15 protein-coding genes are annotated in these 17,854 nt (G+C 41.9%); 3 read left to right on the top strand and 12 right to left on the bottom strand.

The window, feature by feature from the left end:
* Positions 1-339: 339 nt before the first annotated feature.
* The 3 genes from ABE954_RS02730 to dnaB form a co-directional block, all read right to left on the bottom strand.
* Positions 340-1,536 carry an amino acid aminotransferase gene (locus tag ABE954_RS02730; protein WP_042848857.1) on the bottom strand — a complete coding sequence of 399 codons (1,197 nt, stop codon included), beginning with the start codon at positions 1,534-1,536 and terminating at the stop codon, positions 340-342.
* A gap of 65 nt (positions 1,537-1,601) precedes the next feature.
* Positions 1,602-2,684, bottom strand: coding sequence for an alanine racemase (gene alr / locus ABE954_RS02725; RefSeq protein WP_042848858.1), 1,083 nt, complete (start codon positions 2,682-2,684; stop codon positions 1,602-1,604).
* 1,180 nt (positions 2,685-3,864) lie between these two features.
* Positions 3,865-5,277 (bottom strand): replicative DNA helicase, encoded by a 1,413-nt coding sequence (dnaB, locus tag ABE954_RS02720; protein ID WP_042848859.1) that lies wholly within the window; start codon positions 5,275-5,277, stop codon positions 3,865-3,867.
* 213 nt (positions 5,278-5,490) lie between these two features.
* On the opposite strand from dnaB, the gene ABE954_RS02715 reads away from it, so the two are divergent.
* Positions 5,491-6,474 (top strand): quinone oxidoreductase, encoded by a 984-nt coding sequence (locus tag ABE954_RS02715; protein ID WP_042848860.1) that lies wholly within the window; start codon positions 5,491-5,493, stop codon positions 6,472-6,474.
* A 66-nt stretch (positions 6,475-6,540) separates the two neighbouring features.
* On the opposite strand, the gene dusA is transcribed toward ABE954_RS02715, so the two are convergent.
* Together dusA and ABE954_RS02705 are read right to left on the bottom strand one after the other, a co-directional pair.
* Complete coding sequence (gene dusA, locus ABE954_RS02710; protein ID WP_042848861.1) at positions 6,541-7,542, bottom strand: tRNA dihydrouridine(20/20a) synthase DusA; 1,002 nt, start codon at positions 7,540-7,542, stop codon at positions 6,541-6,543.
* Positions 7,543-7,808: 266 nt separating this feature from the next.
* Positions 7,809-8,018 carry a YdgH/BhsA/McbA-like domain containing protein gene (locus tag ABE954_RS02705; protein ID WP_042848863.1) on the bottom strand — a complete coding sequence of 70 codons (210 nt, stop codon included), beginning with the start codon at positions 8,016-8,018 and terminating at the stop codon, positions 7,809-7,811.
* A 245-nt stretch (positions 8,019-8,263) separates the two neighbouring features.
* On the opposite strand from ABE954_RS02705, the gene cbrC reads away from it, so the two are divergent.
* Complete coding sequence (gene cbrC / locus ABE954_RS02700) at positions 8,264-8,851, top strand: PF03691 family colicin E2 tolerance protein CbrC (RefSeq protein ID WP_371025719.1); 588 nt, start codon at positions 8,264-8,266, stop codon at positions 8,849-8,851.
* A 46-nt stretch (positions 8,852-8,897) separates the two neighbouring features.
* Here cbrC and ABE954_RS02695 read toward each other — a convergent pair whose 3' ends face one another.
* The 5 genes from ABE954_RS02695 to ABE954_RS02675 form a co-directional block, all read right to left on the bottom strand.
* Positions 8,898-9,692 (bottom strand): inositol monophosphatase family protein, encoded by a 795-nt coding sequence (locus tag ABE954_RS02695; RefSeq protein ID WP_048608751.1) that lies wholly within the window; start codon positions 9,690-9,692, stop codon positions 8,898-8,900.
* Positions 9,693-9,795: 103 nt separating this feature from the next.
* Entirely contained in the window at positions 9,796-10,269 is a 474-nt protein-coding gene (locus ABE954_RS02690; RefSeq protein ID WP_048608753.1) for a DUF6882 domain-containing protein, read from the bottom strand.
* Positions 10,270-10,272: 3 nt separating this feature from the next.
* On the bottom strand, positions 10,273-11,208 hold the full coding sequence (locus ABE954_RS02685; RefSeq protein WP_042848868.1) for a nucleoside hydrolase: 936 nt from the start codon (positions 11,206-11,208) through the stop codon (positions 10,273-10,275).
* A 104-nt stretch (positions 11,209-11,312) separates the two neighbouring features.
* On the bottom strand, positions 11,313-13,472 hold the full coding sequence (locus ABE954_RS02680) for an ornithine decarboxylase (RefSeq protein ID WP_166686077.1): 2,160 nt from the start codon (positions 13,470-13,472) through the stop codon (positions 11,313-11,315).
* Between the two features lie 272 nt (positions 13,473-13,744).
* Positions 13,745-14,758, bottom strand: a complete 1,014-nt coding sequence (locus tag ABE954_RS02675) for a mechanosensitive ion channel family protein (protein WP_042848870.1) — start codon at positions 14,756-14,758, stop codon at positions 13,745-13,747.
* A 153-nt stretch (positions 14,759-14,911) separates the two neighbouring features.
* On the opposite strand from ABE954_RS02675, the gene ABE954_RS02670 reads away from it, so the two are divergent.
* Entirely contained in the window at positions 14,912-15,319 is a 408-nt protein-coding gene (locus ABE954_RS02670; protein WP_131680245.1) for a DUF2750 domain-containing protein, read from the top strand.
* Between the two features lie 51 nt (positions 15,320-15,370).
* Here ABE954_RS02670 and ABE954_RS02665 read toward each other — a convergent pair whose 3' ends face one another.
* Both ABE954_RS02665 and fucP read right to left on the bottom strand, forming a co-directional pair.
* Positions 15,371-16,387: an aldose 1-epimerase family protein gene (locus ABE954_RS02665; RefSeq protein WP_226693417.1), complete on the bottom strand. Its 1,017-nt coding sequence runs from the start codon at positions 16,385-16,387 to the stop codon at positions 15,371-15,373.
* 69 nt (positions 16,388-16,456) lie between these two features.
* Positions 16,457-17,764 carry an L-fucose:H+ symporter permease gene (gene fucP, locus ABE954_RS02660; RefSeq protein ID WP_042848871.1) on the bottom strand — a complete coding sequence of 436 codons (1,308 nt, stop codon included), beginning with the start codon at positions 17,762-17,764 and terminating at the stop codon, positions 16,457-16,459.
* Positions 17,765-17,854: the final 90 nt, after the last annotated feature.

The raw sequence follows: 17,854 nt of genomic DNA, 5'->3' as shown, positions 1-17,854 counted from the left end.
CGGTTTCTGACGGGGTAGCTCATACTTATTTTATTTTTTGACATCTATTTCATGTGAGGCTGCCGTTATTGATACCGCAACGCTAAAGTTACATGGTGTTATCGATCTCACATCATCGAATCGGGTCGCACAAGAACGTCAAGGGACCTTAACTGGGGATACTGTCTTAAATGTTGAACCCATTAATGATAACATTCAGAAATACTTAAGAACTACTCATATATGGGACACTATTTTTCGTCTCAGTGATCAGGTAATGGCTGTTATTACAGATAAAAGATAAAAAAAACGCAGGGCTCAGCCTGCGTTTATTGAATAACTTTCTTTATGGGTAAATAACTATTGGCTAACCGCAGCAAATGCTTCGACAATACGTTTCACATTATGACGATTGACCCCAGCCATACAAACACGGCCAGTTCCCACTAGATAAACTGCAAATTCGTCTTTTAGGCGAGTAACCTGTTGTTGTGAAAAACCCGTATAGCTAAACATACCGCGTTGTTTTAACAAATGGTCAAAGTTTTGCTCAGGTAAAGCTTTCTTCAGTTCATCAACCAGCACTGTACGCATATCTAAAATACGTAAACGCATTTCTTCCACTTCCGCTAACCATTTCGCTTTTTCTGCGCTGTTGGTCAATACGGCAGCCACAATTTTGGCACCATTTGATGGAGGACTTGAATATAGACGGCGCACGCCTGCTTTAAGCTGACCTAATACACGGTCACGCTCATCTGGGTTTTCGCAAATAACTGATAACCCACCCGCACGCTCACCGTAAATACCAAAGATTTTAGAAAATGAGTTGCTAACAAATACAGGTAACCCTGCTTTGACCATAGTTCTAATCGCGTAGGCGTCTTCGTTGATACCTTCGGCAAAACCTTGGTAAGCGATATCCAAGAATGGGATTAGTTTATGTTCAATCGCCACTTTAGTAACTTCATCCCATTGGGCTGGCGTTAAGTCAGAACCCGTTGGGTTATGGCAGCATGGGTGCATTAAAATGATGCTATTTGCAGGCAATTTTTTGAACGTTGCCAACATTTCATCGAATTTAACACCTTTGGTTTTTTCATCGAAATACGGGTAATAGTGAACTTTTGTGCCAGCACCGGAGAAAATAGACGCGTGATTTTCCCAAGTTGGGTCGCTGCACCAAACCTCTGAATCAGGATAGTACTGGTGTAGGAAATCCGCACCAATTTTTAATGCGCCAGAACCACCAATAGTTTGCACGGTTGCAATACGCTCTTGAGCGATCAGTGGGCAATCTTCGCCAAATACTAGTTTTTGCAGTTCAAGGCGGTAATCTTTCAAGCCTTCCATCGGCAAATACAACGACGCACTGGCAGGGAGTTTGTTTAATGTAGCTTTCGCAGTACCAACAGTACCCAGTTCAGGCGTTTTACCTTCACCATCGTAGTAAAGACCGATACTCAAGTTAATTTTATTTTCACGAGTGTCTTTATTAAATTCATCCATCAACGACAAAATTGGGTCGCCCGGATACGCATCAACATGTTGGAACACAGGACATCTCCTAATCATTATTTAGCATTATTTCGTTTTGTTATTTGAAAATAACCCTTTGCTAACTATTCGTCTACATATTCCATCGCAACTCGTGAGGTTAATTTTGTGAGTAACTCATAGTTAATGATGCCTGTTTGTGCGGCAATTTCTTCAACTGGTAGACCATTACCCCACAAAATAACGTCATCCCCCACTTTATCTTCGGCATTTGGCCCTAAATCCACGACAGTCATATCCATAGAAATACGCCCAATAATTGGCACTTTTCGCCCATTAATTAACACTGGCGTGCCAGAAGGGACATTACGCGGATAACCATCACCGTAGCCGATTGCGACAACCCCCAACCGTGTATCCCTATCGCTACACCATGTTTCACCATAACCGACGCACTGACCAGCAAAATGCTCCCTAACCGCAATTAAAGATGACTTTAATGTCATCACTGGTAATAAACCGAAACTATCTGCACTTTTCCCCTCTTGTGGGGATGCCCCGTACATCATGATCCCCGGTCTTACCCAATCATAATGCGCTTCTGGCCAGAGTAAGATCCCTGCGGATGCAGCGATGGATTTTTCACCGTCTTTGCCTGCTATAAACTGTTTAAAGCAAGCTATCTGATTTGCGGTTGTAGAAAGGAGTGGAGCATCAGCTTGGCAAAAATGACTGACGATATTGATAGGAAGCTTAACATTTTTACAACGTTGCAGCCGTTGGTAAAAACCTTCTGCATCTTTTGGTAGCACGCCAAGACGATGCATCCCCGTATCTAGCTTCATCCAAACTTTCAGTGGGTGTGGGAGGTCGGCCGCTTCCAACATTGCCAGTTGCTCTACACAGTGGATAACAGTATCGATACGCTGTGCAGCCATCACAAGCAAGTCAGATTGCTCGAAGAAACCTTCTAATAAAACAATAGGTTTAGTAATACCATGCTGCCTGAGCAATAAAGCTTCATTGAGCCTCGCTACGCCAAAGCCATCCACCAGCTCTTGAACTGCGATACCGACTCCAGCTAATCCATGACCATAAGCGTTTGCTTTAACAACTGCAATCAATTGGCTATTTGGAGCGATGCTTTTCACCCGTTGCAAGTTGTGTCGCAGAGCGCGGCGGTTTATCAATGCGGTTGCCGCTTTCATTATTTCCTCGTTGTTTCTCTCTAATTTGGCCAAAAATTAAGCTGCACGTTGGCAGCTCAATATATTCTCTATTTGTTATACGCTAAAAAATATCAATTTCCATTCGATATTATTTTTATGGATCATTTAATTTTAATACTCTAACTCTAATGCCTAAATAGTTTGAGTTGTCGCTAGGCGGCGATTGAGCTAAGCCTAGGAGCATACATAAGTATGTGACTAGGATTAGGGAATGAAGCCAACACCGCGACAGCGCAAAATATGACGAGTAGAACTATTTAATCTTAATATTCTAGCCAATACTCTAAATAATTTGGGTTGTCGCTAGGCGGCGATTGAGCTAAGCCTAGGAGCATACATAAGTATGTGACTAGGATTAGGAAATGAAGCCAACACCGCGACAGCGCAAAATATGACGAGTAGAACTATTTAATCTTAATACTCTAGCCAATACTCTAAATAGTTTGGGTTGTCGCTAGGCGGCGATTGAGCTAAGCCTAGGAGCATACATAAGTATGTGACTAGGATTAGGGAATGAAGCCAACACCGCGACAGCGCAAAAATATGACGAGTAGAACTATTTAATCTTAATACTCTAGCCAATACTCTAAATAGTTTGGGTTGTCGCTAGGCGGCGATTGAGCTAAGCCTAGGAGCATACATAAGTATGTGACTAGGATTAGGGAATGAAGCCAACACCGCGACAGCGCAAAATATGACGAGTAGAACTATTTAATCTTAATACTCTAGCCAATACTCTAAATAGTTTGGGTTGTCGCTAGGCGGCGATTGAGCTAAGCCTAGGAGCGTACACAAGTATGTAACTTGCGTAGCTGAGTGTAGGCAACACCGCGACAGCGCAAAAATATGACGAGTAGAACTATTTAATCTTAATATTCTAGCCAATACTCTAAATAATTTGGGTTGTCGCTAGGCGGCGATTGAGCTAAGCCTAGGAGCATACATAAGTATGTGACTAGGATTAGGAAATGAAGCCAACACCGCGACAGCGCAAAATATGACGAGTAGAACTATTTAATCTTAATACTCTAGCCAATACTCTAAATAGTTTGGGTTGTCGCTAGGCGGCGATTGAGCTAAGCCTAGGAGCATACATAAGTATGTGACTAGGATTAGGGAATGAAGCCAACACCGCGACAGCGCAAAATATGACGAGTATTTAGTCTTCGTCGTTATACGCAGGCCCCGCGTAATTATCAAAGCGCGACCATTGACCATTAAAGGTCAAACGTACCGTACCAATGGGACCATTACGTTGCTTACCAAGGATAATTTCAGCGACACCCTTGAGTTCGCTGTTATCGTGATAAACCTCATCACGGTAGATAAACATAATCAAGTCGGCATCCTGCTCAATAGACCCCGATTCACGTAAGTCAGAGTTAACAGGGCGTTTATCGGCGCGTTGCTCAAGGCTACGGTTTAACTGAGATAGCGCAACAACAGGGACATTTAACTCTTTGGCTAGTGCCTTAAGGGAACGAGATATTTCGGCAATTTCAAGAGTACGGTTATCGGAAAGTGCAGGAACACGCATCAATTGAAGGTAGTCAATCATGATCAAACTTAACCCACCGTGCTCACGGTAAATACGCCGCGCACGAGATCGCACCTCCGTCGGCGTCAGGCCTGAGGAGTCATCGATATACATATTGCGCTTTTCCATCAAGATGCCCATGGTGCTTGAAATTCGCGCCCAATCCTCATCATCTAACTGCCCAGTACGAATACGAGTTTGGTCAACACGGGATAATGATGCCAACATACGCATCATGATTTGGTTACCTGGCATCTCCAAACTGAAAATAAGCACCGGTTTTTCCTCGGTCATTGCCGCATTTTCGCACAAGTTCATCGCAAAAGTGGTTTTCCCCATTGATGGACGTGCGGCAACAATAATTAAGTCAGAGCCTTGCAACCCAGCTGTTTTTTTATCGAGATCTTGATAGCCAGTAGAAACCCCTGTCACCCCATCGTGCGGTTGCTGATAGAGTTGTTCAATCTTTTCAACGGTTTCAGATAAAATGGCTTCGATGCCTTTTGGCCCTTCGTCTTTATTAGCCCGTGATTCTGCGATTTGGAAAACTTTAGTTTCCGCAAAATCGAGGAGATCTTCACTACTACGCCCTTGAGGATCATAACCCGCATCCGCAATATCATTAGCAACAGAGATCATATCACGCACAATCGCACGTTCGCGGACGATGTCAGCATAAGCATTAATATTCGCCGCACTTGGGGTATTTTTCGATAACTCTGCTAAGTAAGCAAAGCCCCCAACACTATCCAGTTCACCTTGTTGTTCAAGGGATTCTGATAAGGTGATTAAGTCAATGGGCTTGCCCTGCTCAAGCAGGATCTGCATTTGAGCGAAAATAGTACGGTGGGGACGGCTAAAAAAGTCGGCATGAGTGACTCGTTCAGAGACAGTATCCCAACGCTCATTATCTAACATTAACCCCCCTAAAACAGATTGCTCCGCCTCAAGGGAATGCGGTGGAAGCTTCAAACCTTCCATTTGGTGATCCCGGGGGGCATCTGTTTTAAAATTCGATGAGGGTTTTTTAGCCATACATTTGCATCCAAGTCTATAATTAACGAACAGCTTCTAGTATACGCCAATCTGATTTTTGTTGTGGCATTCTTTGCACCTTCACGCGAGAGAATTGCCTGATAACGCTTTCAACAAAAAGCACAAACCAATAATTCTTCTGATTGAAAGATGGCGTTATAGTAAACCTATTGATATTGTAAATAAAATGAATAGTCCTTATTGGAGATTGTCATGGCAAAACGTATTGAGTTCGCACAACATGGCGGCGCTGATGTACTTAACTTAGTAGATTATTCCCCAGTAAATCCGGCAGATAACGAAATTCAAATCGAAAACCGTGCTATTGGTATTAACTTTATCGATACCTATGTCCGCAGTGGTTTATATCCTGTCGCTAAACTTCCCAGTGGTCTAGGTACCGAGGCTGCTGGTGTTGTCGTTAAAACCGGAGCTCACGTTACGGGTTTCAAACCGGGCGACCGTGTCGTTTATGCTCAAGGCCCTTTGGGCGCTTATAGCGATGTACATAATGTCCCAGAGAGTGCGGTTGCGCATCTCCCCGATGGGATAACCTTTGAGCAAGCCGCAGCAAGTTCATTAAAGGGGATGACCGTCTATTATTTATTCCATCAAACTTACCAACTTAAGCAAAATGAAGTATTTTTGTTCCATGCCGCAGCGGGGGGTGTGGGCTTAATCGCATGCCAATGGGCAAAAGCATTAGGTGCAAAAATGATCGGTACTGTAGGCTCCGCAGATAAAGCGCTGCGTGCTAAAGAAGCTGGTGCATGGGACGTAATTAATTACCAATCTGAAGATATCGCAGCTCGTGTTAAAGACATCACTCATGGCGAAAAAGTCAATGTGGTTTATGATTCTGTAGGGCAATCCACATGGCTGGCTTCTTTAGATTCACTAAAACGCCGCGGGTTGATGGTAAGTTTTGGTAACGCATCAGGCCCGGTTTCGGGTGTGAATTTAGGGATTTTAAACCAAAAAGGTGGGTTATACGTCACTCGTCCATCACTTGGGGTATATGTCACAAACCGTGCTGAGTTGGACCAAGCCAGCAACGCATTGTTTGACATGATTTTAAGCGGCAATGTGAAGGTAGATGTGCCACAATCGCAAATTTTTGCTCTGAAAGATGCGCAAAAAGCCCATGAAACAATTGAGTCAAGAAAAACCCAAGGCTCGAGCTTGCTTATTCCATAACATAATAAGTAACGCCGAATAGAGCTGAAAAGCACCTTACGGTGCTTTTTTTATAGGTAAAATATGTTACTCACCCCGGGTAACAAACGCCAACGCTTGCTCAACGACCGCTAAATCCGCGCCTTTTTTATGGGCATTCTCACTTAAATGGCGGCGCCATTGGCGAGCACCAGGAATACCTTGAAAAATCCCTAACATATGGCGCGTCATATGACCTAAATAAGCGCCTTTAGTGAGTTCATTTTCAATATATGGATACATTTCTCGTACTGCATCTACCCCATTCGTAATAGGAAAATGCTCACCAAACAATTGGTTATCTACAGCAGTTAAAATCGATGGGTTTTGATACGCTTCACGCCCGACCATTACGCCATCTAAATGTTGAAGATGCTCTTTCGCCTCTTCCAACGTTTTGATACCGCCGTTAATCGCCATAGTTAAATGCGGAAAATCGCGCTTTAATTGATAAACACGCGGGTAATCTAATGGTGGTATTTCACGGTTTTCTTTTGGGCTCAAACCGGATAGCCATGCTTTACGAGCATGGATAATAAACATTTCACAGCCGCCTTGAGTCGAAACTGTTTCAATAAAATCACATAAAAATTGGTAGCTATCTTGCTCATCAATGCCAATACGTGTTTTAACTGTGATCGGAATAGTTGCCGCATCTTGCATTGCTTTCACACAATCAGCCACCAACTGCGCATCCCCCATTAAACAGGCACCAAAACGCCCATTTTGAACGCGATCTGAAGGGCAACCCACATTTAAGTTAACCTCATCGTAGCCACGCTCTTCGGCTAATTTTGCGCATTGAGCTAATGCAGCAGGGTCGCTTCCCCCAAGTTGTAGAGCAACAGGGTGTTCCTCTTCACTAAATGCGAGGTAATCCCCTTTTCCGTAAATAATCGCCCCTGTTGTCACCATTTCAGTATACAACAAGGTATTTTTGCTTAATAAGCGGTGAAAATAACGGCAATGACGATCGGTCCAATCGAGCATTGGCGCAACGGAAAAGCGGTTTAGGTTATGGTAGCCTTGTTTTGGGGTATTTTGATGCATGCTGCTCTTTTGTGTTGATGTTGAAAGCCATTGAATAGCCCCTAACAATGATAAAGGGCCAATAATAAATAAAGGAGAGTATTATAACATAGACCGTTTGGGATGCGATGTATTCGCACAGATATCAATTAAGGCGTGGATGATATAACAATACCCCGATAGGGATTTCTCCGCTATCAGGGGGCATGTCATTTTTCAGTTGCAATCTTTAAGTAAAATCCGAAATTTTGGACAAAATATTTAATTAAGATTAACAACCCAACATATTATTTAGTTTCTGCGCTCATTGTGACAAAATTACCCATACGTGCACTGGTAATGGTGTAGCTATCTGCACCCGCAGCTTTTGCTTTTGCCGCAATAATCGCTTCTGCTGAGTCTAAGGTATCGCTAGTTGCAGTTAAGGTTGCAGCGGAAGCACCAAAAGCCATTACCGATAATACAGAAGCTGCCATTAAAGTTTTAAACATGTTCATAATATAATTCCTTCGTTCGTTATAGGGGGAGGCAACCCGTGTTGCCTTCGATGGAGGTATCATATCGCCAAACCATATTTAAGTTAAAGCTAATAATATCGCTGTTCATATTCAAATTATTTGAATAATAAAAACGCAATTAAATAAACTCGTTGAAAGAGAATTAAAGTGACCTATCACGTTTTGTGATAGCCTGATTAAATCGTCATTCAGGGTAATAACCCCCTATTCCATAGGATTTTTATATGTCACTTGGTAATCGAAAATTTCCTCATTTTAAATACCATCCAAACCCTATTGAAACCAAAGCGTTTCTCACTGACAAAACTGTCACCTGTGATTGTTGCCAGCAACTTACAGATATTTATTATGAAAGCCCTTTTTACTCCGTTGAGGATATCAACGCATTTTGCCCTTGGTGTATCGCAAATGGCTCTGCTAGTGCAAAATTCGATGGGGAATTTCAAGACCCAGAAAGTGTGGAAGGGATCGATTGTGAATATGATAATAACGGCGAGTTTTTACAGACTATCAACCCCTATCCAAGCGAAATGTTTGATGAGCTAATCAAACGCACCCCTGGTTATCATGGTTGGCAGCAAGAGACTTGGCTGGCTCATTGTAATGAACCCTGTGAATTTATAGGTTACGTTAGTTGGAAAGACATCAAAGATAGGCTCGACGAGTTTGTTTCCCTTGCTGACGATGTGGCTGATTATGGTTTTTCAGTGGAAGAGCTAGCCACTATTTTAGATGAAGATGGAGCCGCACAGGGCTATTTATTCCGTTGTTTACACTGCCAAAAATTACGTTTGCATTTTGATTTCAGCTAATCAATAAAAAGGGCTGCACGAGGCCATATTAACCTCGCATTGACCTTTAAGGAGCCATCAATTCTACGATTTGCTCTGCAAGCTCTGGAGTTGCAGTAGAGAGCAAGCTTCCTGCAAACATGGCTTGTGTGCGTTCACCATTCAGCCCACAAACCTCACCTCCTGCCTCTCGAATACAAGGAATGAGGGCAGCGCTGTCCCATGGTTTCATTATGGTATCAATCGCACCATGAATACGACCAGATGCAACCATAGCATGTTGGTATGCATCATTTGCAAAAATAAAATCACGCGCTTCGCCCACGATGGCATCAAGATGATAAATTTGCGAGCCTTCAGAAGAATTATAATGACTGCTGTGGATCCCAGATGCACTGATTACAGCTTCTGATAATGATTTAGGGGATTGTTCGCCCAATTTCAGTTGCCGTAACGATTGCCCTGAGCTTTCCAACCAGCAACCTTCCCCTTGAGATGCATAGAACATCGTTGATATAGCAGGGAAACTAATGACACTTAGGAGTGGCTCCCCATTTTCAACATAAGCAATTAACGTACTAAAAAGCGGCACACCATAAATAAATGCACGCGTTCCATCAATTGGGTCGATAACCCAACCCGAACTAAACTTTTGCTCACCTTCAAAACCAAATTCTTCACCTAAAACTAAGGTATTAGGTGTACGCTTCGCAAACAGTTCCCTGATTTCTTCTTCAACTCGGATATCCGTTTCAGTCACTACCGAGCGATCGGGTTTATAGTCAAATTTCCCCGCGCTATAGAAAGCTTCTACCGTCATTGTTTTGACTAGTTTAGCGGCTTCAAGTGCGATATCTAACATGAGTATGCTCCTGATTGAAAAAAGAAAACCAGTATAACTGACAGGTCACTCAACCAAAGAGGGTTTAAATGCCTTGTTCACTGCTGAATAAGCCATTCCCAAGCTAAATTTGTTGTAGTGAAACATCACCAAAAGTCATAAAAACCAACGTGTGACCCGCGACACCTCGGTAAACACCTTGCTGGTTGTTTAATTCGCAAGCTAACGCGGTGAGCTGCCAAGCGTCATATTCTTCAATGTCGCTCACTCGTGCGGTCAACAACGGGTTATCACTGCGCTCACCATAGGCTTTAACTGCAATGGCATCATGTGTAAGCGCGGGTTGGATCGAACTATTTGCCCAACTCCACATCCAACTGCCTTGGTTTTGGTCATATGTTCCAACGATTTGTACCGGTGCAGTCGCCATTACATTGTCTGGAGCGTGAAAAATAATCGTCCCTTCGTCTTGGTCTACCGACCAATCGGCTTGGTCCAATTTCCACGTGTCACAATGAAACTGATTTTTAGCTTGTAAGGCATTCATACTGCGTTCAATAAGCGCCTCGTAAGGCATTTGTTCTAATTCGTTATTCATGAGTTACCTAATATTTTTTAACGCATTGATGACCAACTGCCAAAATTTATGGTGGTCTAACTTAACTGCGACCTGTGTATGGCAGTCAGCTGGTGCTGGGTGACGGAAATCAGCTACCGTCATACCTAATGTCAATGACCCTGTTAATTCGATATCAATAGGAACTTTTTGTGTAGTAATAACTGAAGGATCAATCACATAAGCTACAGCGCAAGGGTCATGAACCGGAGGAGCATCAAAGCCTTGAGCTTGTTTGTACATTTTCCCGAAAAAATCCAGAAGTTCCACAACAAATTGCGAACAATCACTACCTATCGCTGCAATTTCATTTACAACATCCGGGGTCGCGAGGGCTTGGTGCGTCAAATCTAACCCCACCATGGTCAGTGGCCATTTTTCATTAAAAACAATATGGGCAGCCTCTGGGTCAATTTTGATATTAAATTCCGCGACTGCGCTCCAATTCCCCACATGGTAGCCACCGCCCATCAGCACCACTTCCTTCACCCGCTCCACAATGCGGGGCTCTAGACGAGCAGCAAGCGCAATATTGGTTAATGCCCCTGTTGGTACTAACGTTACCGTTTTAGGGGGGTGTGACATAATGGTATCAATAATCAATGAAACAGCATGTCTTTCATCTAATTTAAGTGTGGGCGTTGGTAAAATAGGGCCGTCTAACCCTGAGTCCCCATGTATGTCTGGTGCAACTTCGCTATTACGCACTAATGGGCGAACAGAGCCCGCGGCAAAAGGAACCCCCGTGATCTTAGCCATTTCAGCAATCGCTAGAGCATTATAAGTGACTTTTTCGAGGGTTTGGTTACCTGCAACGGTTGTTACAGCCAATAAATCAATGTCTGGGTTGCCGTAAGCCAGTAATAATGCAATTGCATCATCATGACCAGGGTCGCAATCAAGAATTATTTTTTTGCTCATACCTTACCTTATCAATAAATGAGGAGTCAGCTATGACTAGTCTGACCCCAATGTAACGAGCTAATAAGGTAAAATCTATGCTTACTATCTGAATAACTACAAAATTACTTTAAAACATGTGCATAGACACGTTTTTTCTCACCTTCATTCTTGGAAATATAAACGCCTTGTAATTCAGGAGCAAAACCCGGTAGAGCGTTGATCCCAGCTTCAAGAGCTTTGAAGTAACGCAATACAGGGCCTGACCAAACTTCCCCTGGCACAACACACAATACCCCAGGAGGGTAAGGCAAGGCTCCTTCAACGGCAATACGCCCTTCTAATTCATCCAAGGGTAGTAACTCACAGTTACCCCGAATAAATTCAATATGGGCTTGCTGAGGGTTCATTTTTACCTTAGGGAAATGTTGCTTACGGAACATTTCTTTTTGCAATTGCTTAATATTATCGTCAACGCTGAGTTGGTGCATTTCTTGGCACAGACGGCGTAACGTATAACCATGGTAATGGCTTTCATAACGCTGATAAACCGACGGTAATACGTCAACTAATAATGCATCTTCATCGAGTAATTGCTCAAAGCGAACTAAATGAGACACCAGCAATTCCAGCTTTTCGCGCGTTTCCGCTGGTGTTAATAGAAATAGAATGGAGTTTAAGTCGCATTTTTCAGGGATCACACCATGTTCACGTAAAAAATGCGCCAAAATAGTCGCAGGTACACCGAAAGCCTCATATTCACCACTTTCGACGTCGATACCCGGTGTCGTTAACATTAATTTGCATGGGTCAACGAAGTATTGATCCTGTGCATAACCATCAAATGCATGCCAACGTTGCTTAGGGATAAAATTAAAAAAGCGCTGCTCACTCGCAATTTGCTCAGTAGGATAATCCTGCCATAACTTGCCATCAACCATTTCAGGAATAAAGGGCTTAAAGTAACGGCAGTGCTGAAGTATGGATTTTCTGACTTCAATGCCCACTTTTACGCAATCCATCCACATCATATTGCCGGCAGCGCCTTGATGTATACGTGCATTGACATCCAGAGAAGCAAATAGTGGGTAAAATGGGCTCGTAGAGGCATGCATCATAAAGGCATTATTGAGTTTTTTATGAGAAACAAAACGCTCTTGACCTTTGATGTGATTATCTTTTTTATGGATCTGTGAGGCTTGAGAAAACCCGGCTAACTGCTTATGGACGGACTGAGTGACCATAATACCAGGGTCATTTTCAGTTAATTCGAGCAGTAATGGCGAGCACTGACGCATCATTGGTATAAATTGCTCATAACCAACCCATGCAGAATCGAATAAAATATAATCACATAAATGCCCAATTTTATCGACCACTTGTCGTGCGTTATACACTGTTCCGTCATAGGTGCCTAATTGGATCACCGCCAATCGAAACGGCCGTACAGCTTGCGACCGTTCTGGCATAACATCTGTAATTAATTCACGTAAATAAGTTTCTTCAAAGCAATGTGCATCAATACCACCGATAAAGCCAAATGGGTTACGCGCCGTTTCAAGATAAACCGGTGTCGCCCCCGCTTGGATCAATGCGCCATGATGATTTGATTTGTGGTTATTACGGTCAAATAATACGAGGTCGCCCGGTGTTAATAAGGCATTTAATACCACTTTATTCGACGATGAAGTGCCATTTAGGACAAAATAGGTTTTATCTGCATTGAACACTTTAGCCGCAAATTTTTGGGCTTCTTTCGCAGCTCCTTCGTGGATCAGCAAATCCCCCATCGCAACATCTGCATTGCAGAGGTCGGTACGAAAAAGGTTTTCACCATAAAATTGGTAAAACTGCTCCCCCGTAGGGTGACGACGGAAAAATTGCCCCCCTTGGTGCCCAGGGCACGCAAAAGTCACATTATGACCCGCAGCATAATCCATCATTCGAGCAAAAAATGGAGGTAATAACTGCTCAAGATACTGATTAGCAGCATCAAGTAATTGGCGGCTATTTTCTTCACGCTCAGCAGGTGCTGGCGGCAAAATGGCCGTTAAATAAGGAGGTAATTTTTCATCCGTTGGTAGCTGTTTATCACTAATGATAAACAGCGGAATACTGAGCTGACTCTCAGCAACCCTTTTCCACAGCCCTTGGTTGGCATCTTGTTCAGATAGCACAACAGCAGCAATATTGTTTAACTGTGCATCGCGAATATCTACCCACTGAAATTCACCAGTAAAATAGATAGCGACCCCCTGGCTACATGCCACATTGATTTTATTCATAACAGTCTGGCTCTTAGTTAGCTGAGGAAAAGAGGCGGTCAATATACTTGATAGGTAGGGGAATTGGAATGACCTGCGCCTTGGCAAAAAAATCAGTAAAACAAAAAGTCGATTATTTTTTATAAGCCTCTGGTTAATAGCATAAAAATGCTAACAGCTAGCAGCTCAATGACCGAAATTTTATTTTTACATTTCAAAGATATAAAGATAAACCGACTAATTAATTAATAATTAACAATCAATTAGTCGGCTAATTTATCATGTGCGGAACGTTAGTTGTTTTTTTCCACATACAATGTTTGAGATGGGAATGCGAAGTCAGCATTATGACGTTTTACGATATCGATTATCTTTAAATATACCGCTTGCTGCGCAGCTAACCACTCTGCCCATACGGTTGTTTTCGTAAAACAATACACCATAATATTTAACGAAGAATCGGCAAAGGCATCAAAATATACTAATAATGTTTGCCCTGTATCGATATTTTCATCTTGTTTTAGCATCGTGCGTATCTCATCAACAATCGCACCAATTTTGTCAGCGTCTTCATAACGCAAACCAATTTCTGTTTTAATACGTCGATTAGTCATACGCCCAGGGTTTTCCACACTAATTGAAGAAAAAACTGAGTTCGGTATGTAGAGAGGTCGATGGTCAAAAGTAATAATTTTTGTGATCCGCCAACCAATTTCGACCACGGTACCTTCAATATTTCTATCTGGTGAACTGACCCAATCACCAATATTAAAAGGACGATCAAAGTAAAGCATTAACCCCGAGAAAAAGTTACTGAGAATGTCTTTACCTGCCATACCAATGGCTATACCACCAATACCACCAAATGCCATCAGCCCTGATAAGCTCATGCCAAAATGTTCACCAAAAAGCAGTACAATGATGACAAAAACTGTCGTTTTAAATACCCTAGCCACAATACGTGCTGATGTAGGGTCACTCCCTTTTTGAATTTGTTTCTTTTCTAATCGATTCGCTAATTGAAACAATTTTCGCATTAAAATTAAGGCGATGGCTGAAATTGTTAAAAAATTAACTAAAGACGTTGAAATAAAACTTAAATCAAAGTCTGTTGCTGCCATATCCACATACTGGGCCAATACAATCACAATGCCACAGAGTACAACTGTTTGAATAATATGGATAAGAATGCTTTTATTTTTGTGCTTATGCCTTTTATGAAGCACTTCAAAAACGACATACAGTGCAAGGCATGCTGCAATCAATGTCATTCCAATCGCATATTTTTCAAGTAACGCTTCTATCATCTCTAACCGCCCTAAAATTTAACCGATAGGTATTATTATTGTGAGTTAGTTCATTTTTGCTGCATGTTGTTATCAATTCATTTTGTTATTAAGATAACAATAATAAATATAATTTTCCCAATAATTATCAATTACTTTTTCGATAATCCAATAATGAATAACACACTATTTTCCCCTAACGAAAAAGAAATCTGCAACGTCCAGAAGCTGCGACCACAACAAAAATACACGTATTTTGTAGGCAAAATAGCCGATTGGGAGCAAGTTTGGGCAATCAGTGATGGAAATAGCCTTATTACAGTAAGAAACGGTATGCATGACCTTTCCCTCCCTTTATGGCCAGCTAAAGCATACGTAGAGCAGTGCTTAACCGGCAAATGGGCTCATTTTTCACCCATATTATTTTCCCTTGAGCATTTGATGACGGAAGTATTACCAGATATGCATGAAGCAAATATTAAAGTTGCAATAATGATGCAACCTGATAGAAAAAACATACTACTTTATGATGCAGCGAGGCTACTTTCTGATTTACAAGAAGAATGTCAACAATATGAATAAGGCAGCGAATCGCTGCCTTTTATCAAAGATCCCCTGAAAAATCGTCAATGACTATTTTTCAACCCCCGTTGTTACGGTAAATTGACGTGTTTCACCCGCTTGTAACCAAATTAATGTTTGGTTATTTTTTGCCGCCATAAAGCCTTCTGGCCGGCAAGTTGCAGGGAGTACAAACGCGCCAACCTTTTGGTCTCCATTATATAAAATCCAGCGGGTGGCATAATTAAGTTCATTCGAGTTAAAACGTGTGATGAACGTATTCCCATCTGGCGATGTCATCCTGAACTCTGGCTCGGTAGTATATTGGCTCAAGTTATCCATAAAGAAAACAATTTCAGGGTCACACATGTCTGGTTGGTCAAGTTGATTTAACGTCACTTTGCCTGATTTTAAGGACTCATTAAACTCAAGCCACTGCTCGGTTGGATGTACATGACCCGGTATTGATTCACGCAGCTTAATCGCATGTTCTGGGATATTTTGCGTCAATGTTGCCTTATCTACATAAGCATAATTCATATGGCACATATACTGGAGTGGCATAGGAACAGACGCCAAGTTTGTCACTGACATTTGTATATCAAATAACGTACTGTTTTCCTTTAATAAAACTGATGGGGTAGCGCGATAATGATGACCAAAACCCATCACATACTCATATTCACCGACAATTTTTAAGCTATCTTCTGTCAGCTCAAACCAACTGCTATCCATTGATGCACAAGGCATTTCTCCATGCAATGGGTGAGTATCCTCTGGTGAAGGGCAGCCATTACTGATTAAACCTGAGTGAAAAGCAAAGCAACCATACGTTTCTACGACTGTTGGGACACGTTTCGGGGCTGAAAACATATTTTCCATTTTCAGATTTTGGCCACAAAATTCAGCATCCCAAATCATTTGCCCTAAAAAAGGTAAAATAGTTAAATAACCTTGCTGATTTTCAATACGTAAACCTTCTACGCCCGTTTGATAACGGAAAGCTGTCGCAGAAAATTGGTCATTTTGTAAAATAAGGGTCGGTTTTTCCGTAAATAAGCTTCTGTGAAGTGGTATTAGTGTATTCATTTTCATACTCACGGTTTGATTAAATGGATGGAATTGGGTAGCTCACACTACCCAAATTGATTCGCTGAATTATTTTGCTTCTTGTTTTGCTTTAAAACGGCGTTCACCAACAAAGTAAATACCAACATAAACAAAGCACAACATAGAAACCAAGAATGAAAGCTGTAAAGAGTGCAACATATCAGCGACATAACCTTGTACCGCAGGGACAACTGCAGCCCCAACAATCGCCATCACAATGACCGCACCCGCCATTTCAGTATGTTCATTATCGACTGTATCCAAAGTGCCCGCATAAATAGTCGCCCAGCAAGGTCCAAATAAAATGCTCACCATTACAGCGGCGTACACCGCGGTAAAACTTGGAATAAATGCAACATAAATAAGGAACAGAGCACCAATCACAGAATAGATAATTAATACTTTTTCTGCGTTAAAACGAGTCATTAAGATATTGGCGATAAATTTACCAATAAAGAAACACGCAAAGCTATATACCATGAAGTTCGATGCATCACGTTCGTTAATATCGCCCATTTCCAACGCTAAACGAATAGTGAATGACCAAACAGCAACTTGCATCCCAACATATAAGAACTGAGCAATAATCCCTTTTCTAAAACGGCTATTTTTGGCTAAATACTTTAACGTATCGATCGCAGAGGGGCGTTTGTGATCCTGAGTTTCTGCAACTTTACATTTAGGAAACTTAGTAATAAGGAATAAGATCATCACCACGACCAATACCATGATCATATAACGATAGGGTTCGAGTGTATTTTCTAACATCGCTAGGCGGAATTCATGAATTTGTTCCGCATTCATTCCCGCCATTTGACTTTGCAGGCTATCTCCTTCGGAGAAAACGAGATATTTACCCAGTAAAATCCCCCCAGCCGCACCGATAGGGTAAAAGGTCTGGCTAATATTCAAACGAAGTGTAGCGTACTGTTTTGGACCAATCATCGAACTATAGGTATTTGCTGCGGTTTCAAGGAAACTTAAACCAATAGCAATCGCGAAAATTGCCGCCAAAAACATCGTATAGGTTGCCATATGTGAAGCTGGGAAGAACAAACTACACCCTGCGATGTAGAGGATTAGCCCCACCATAATAGTGTATTTATAGCTGGTTTTTTTGATCACCAAAGATGCAGGGATCGCAATCAAAAAGTACCCACCATAAAACGCACTTTGCACTAAAGCTGATGCAAAGTTACTAAGTTCAAAAACACTTTTAAACTGTGTGATCAAAATGTCATTTAATGCCGCTGCACAACCCCAAAGAGGAAAAAGGCAGGACAGTAGGATAAATTGAAATAGAGGAGTCTTACTCAGGTAGCCATCCGGTAACTGAGTGATGTTCTTAATGTTCATAGTAACCCTTATAATTTTATAATTTATACCCGATGACTTGCTATTCAGTTCTAGTGACTGATTAATACATCAAAGGGTATACAGCTACGT

The sequence above is a fragment of the Providencia sp. TYF-12 genome (genome assembly GCF_041344805.1).
GTDB lineage: Bacteria > Pseudomonadota > Gammaproteobacteria > Enterobacterales > Enterobacteriaceae > Providencia > Providencia huashanensis.
Note: the sequence above shows the minus strand (reverse complement) of the source record. Positions and strands in the feature narration are given on the sequence as shown.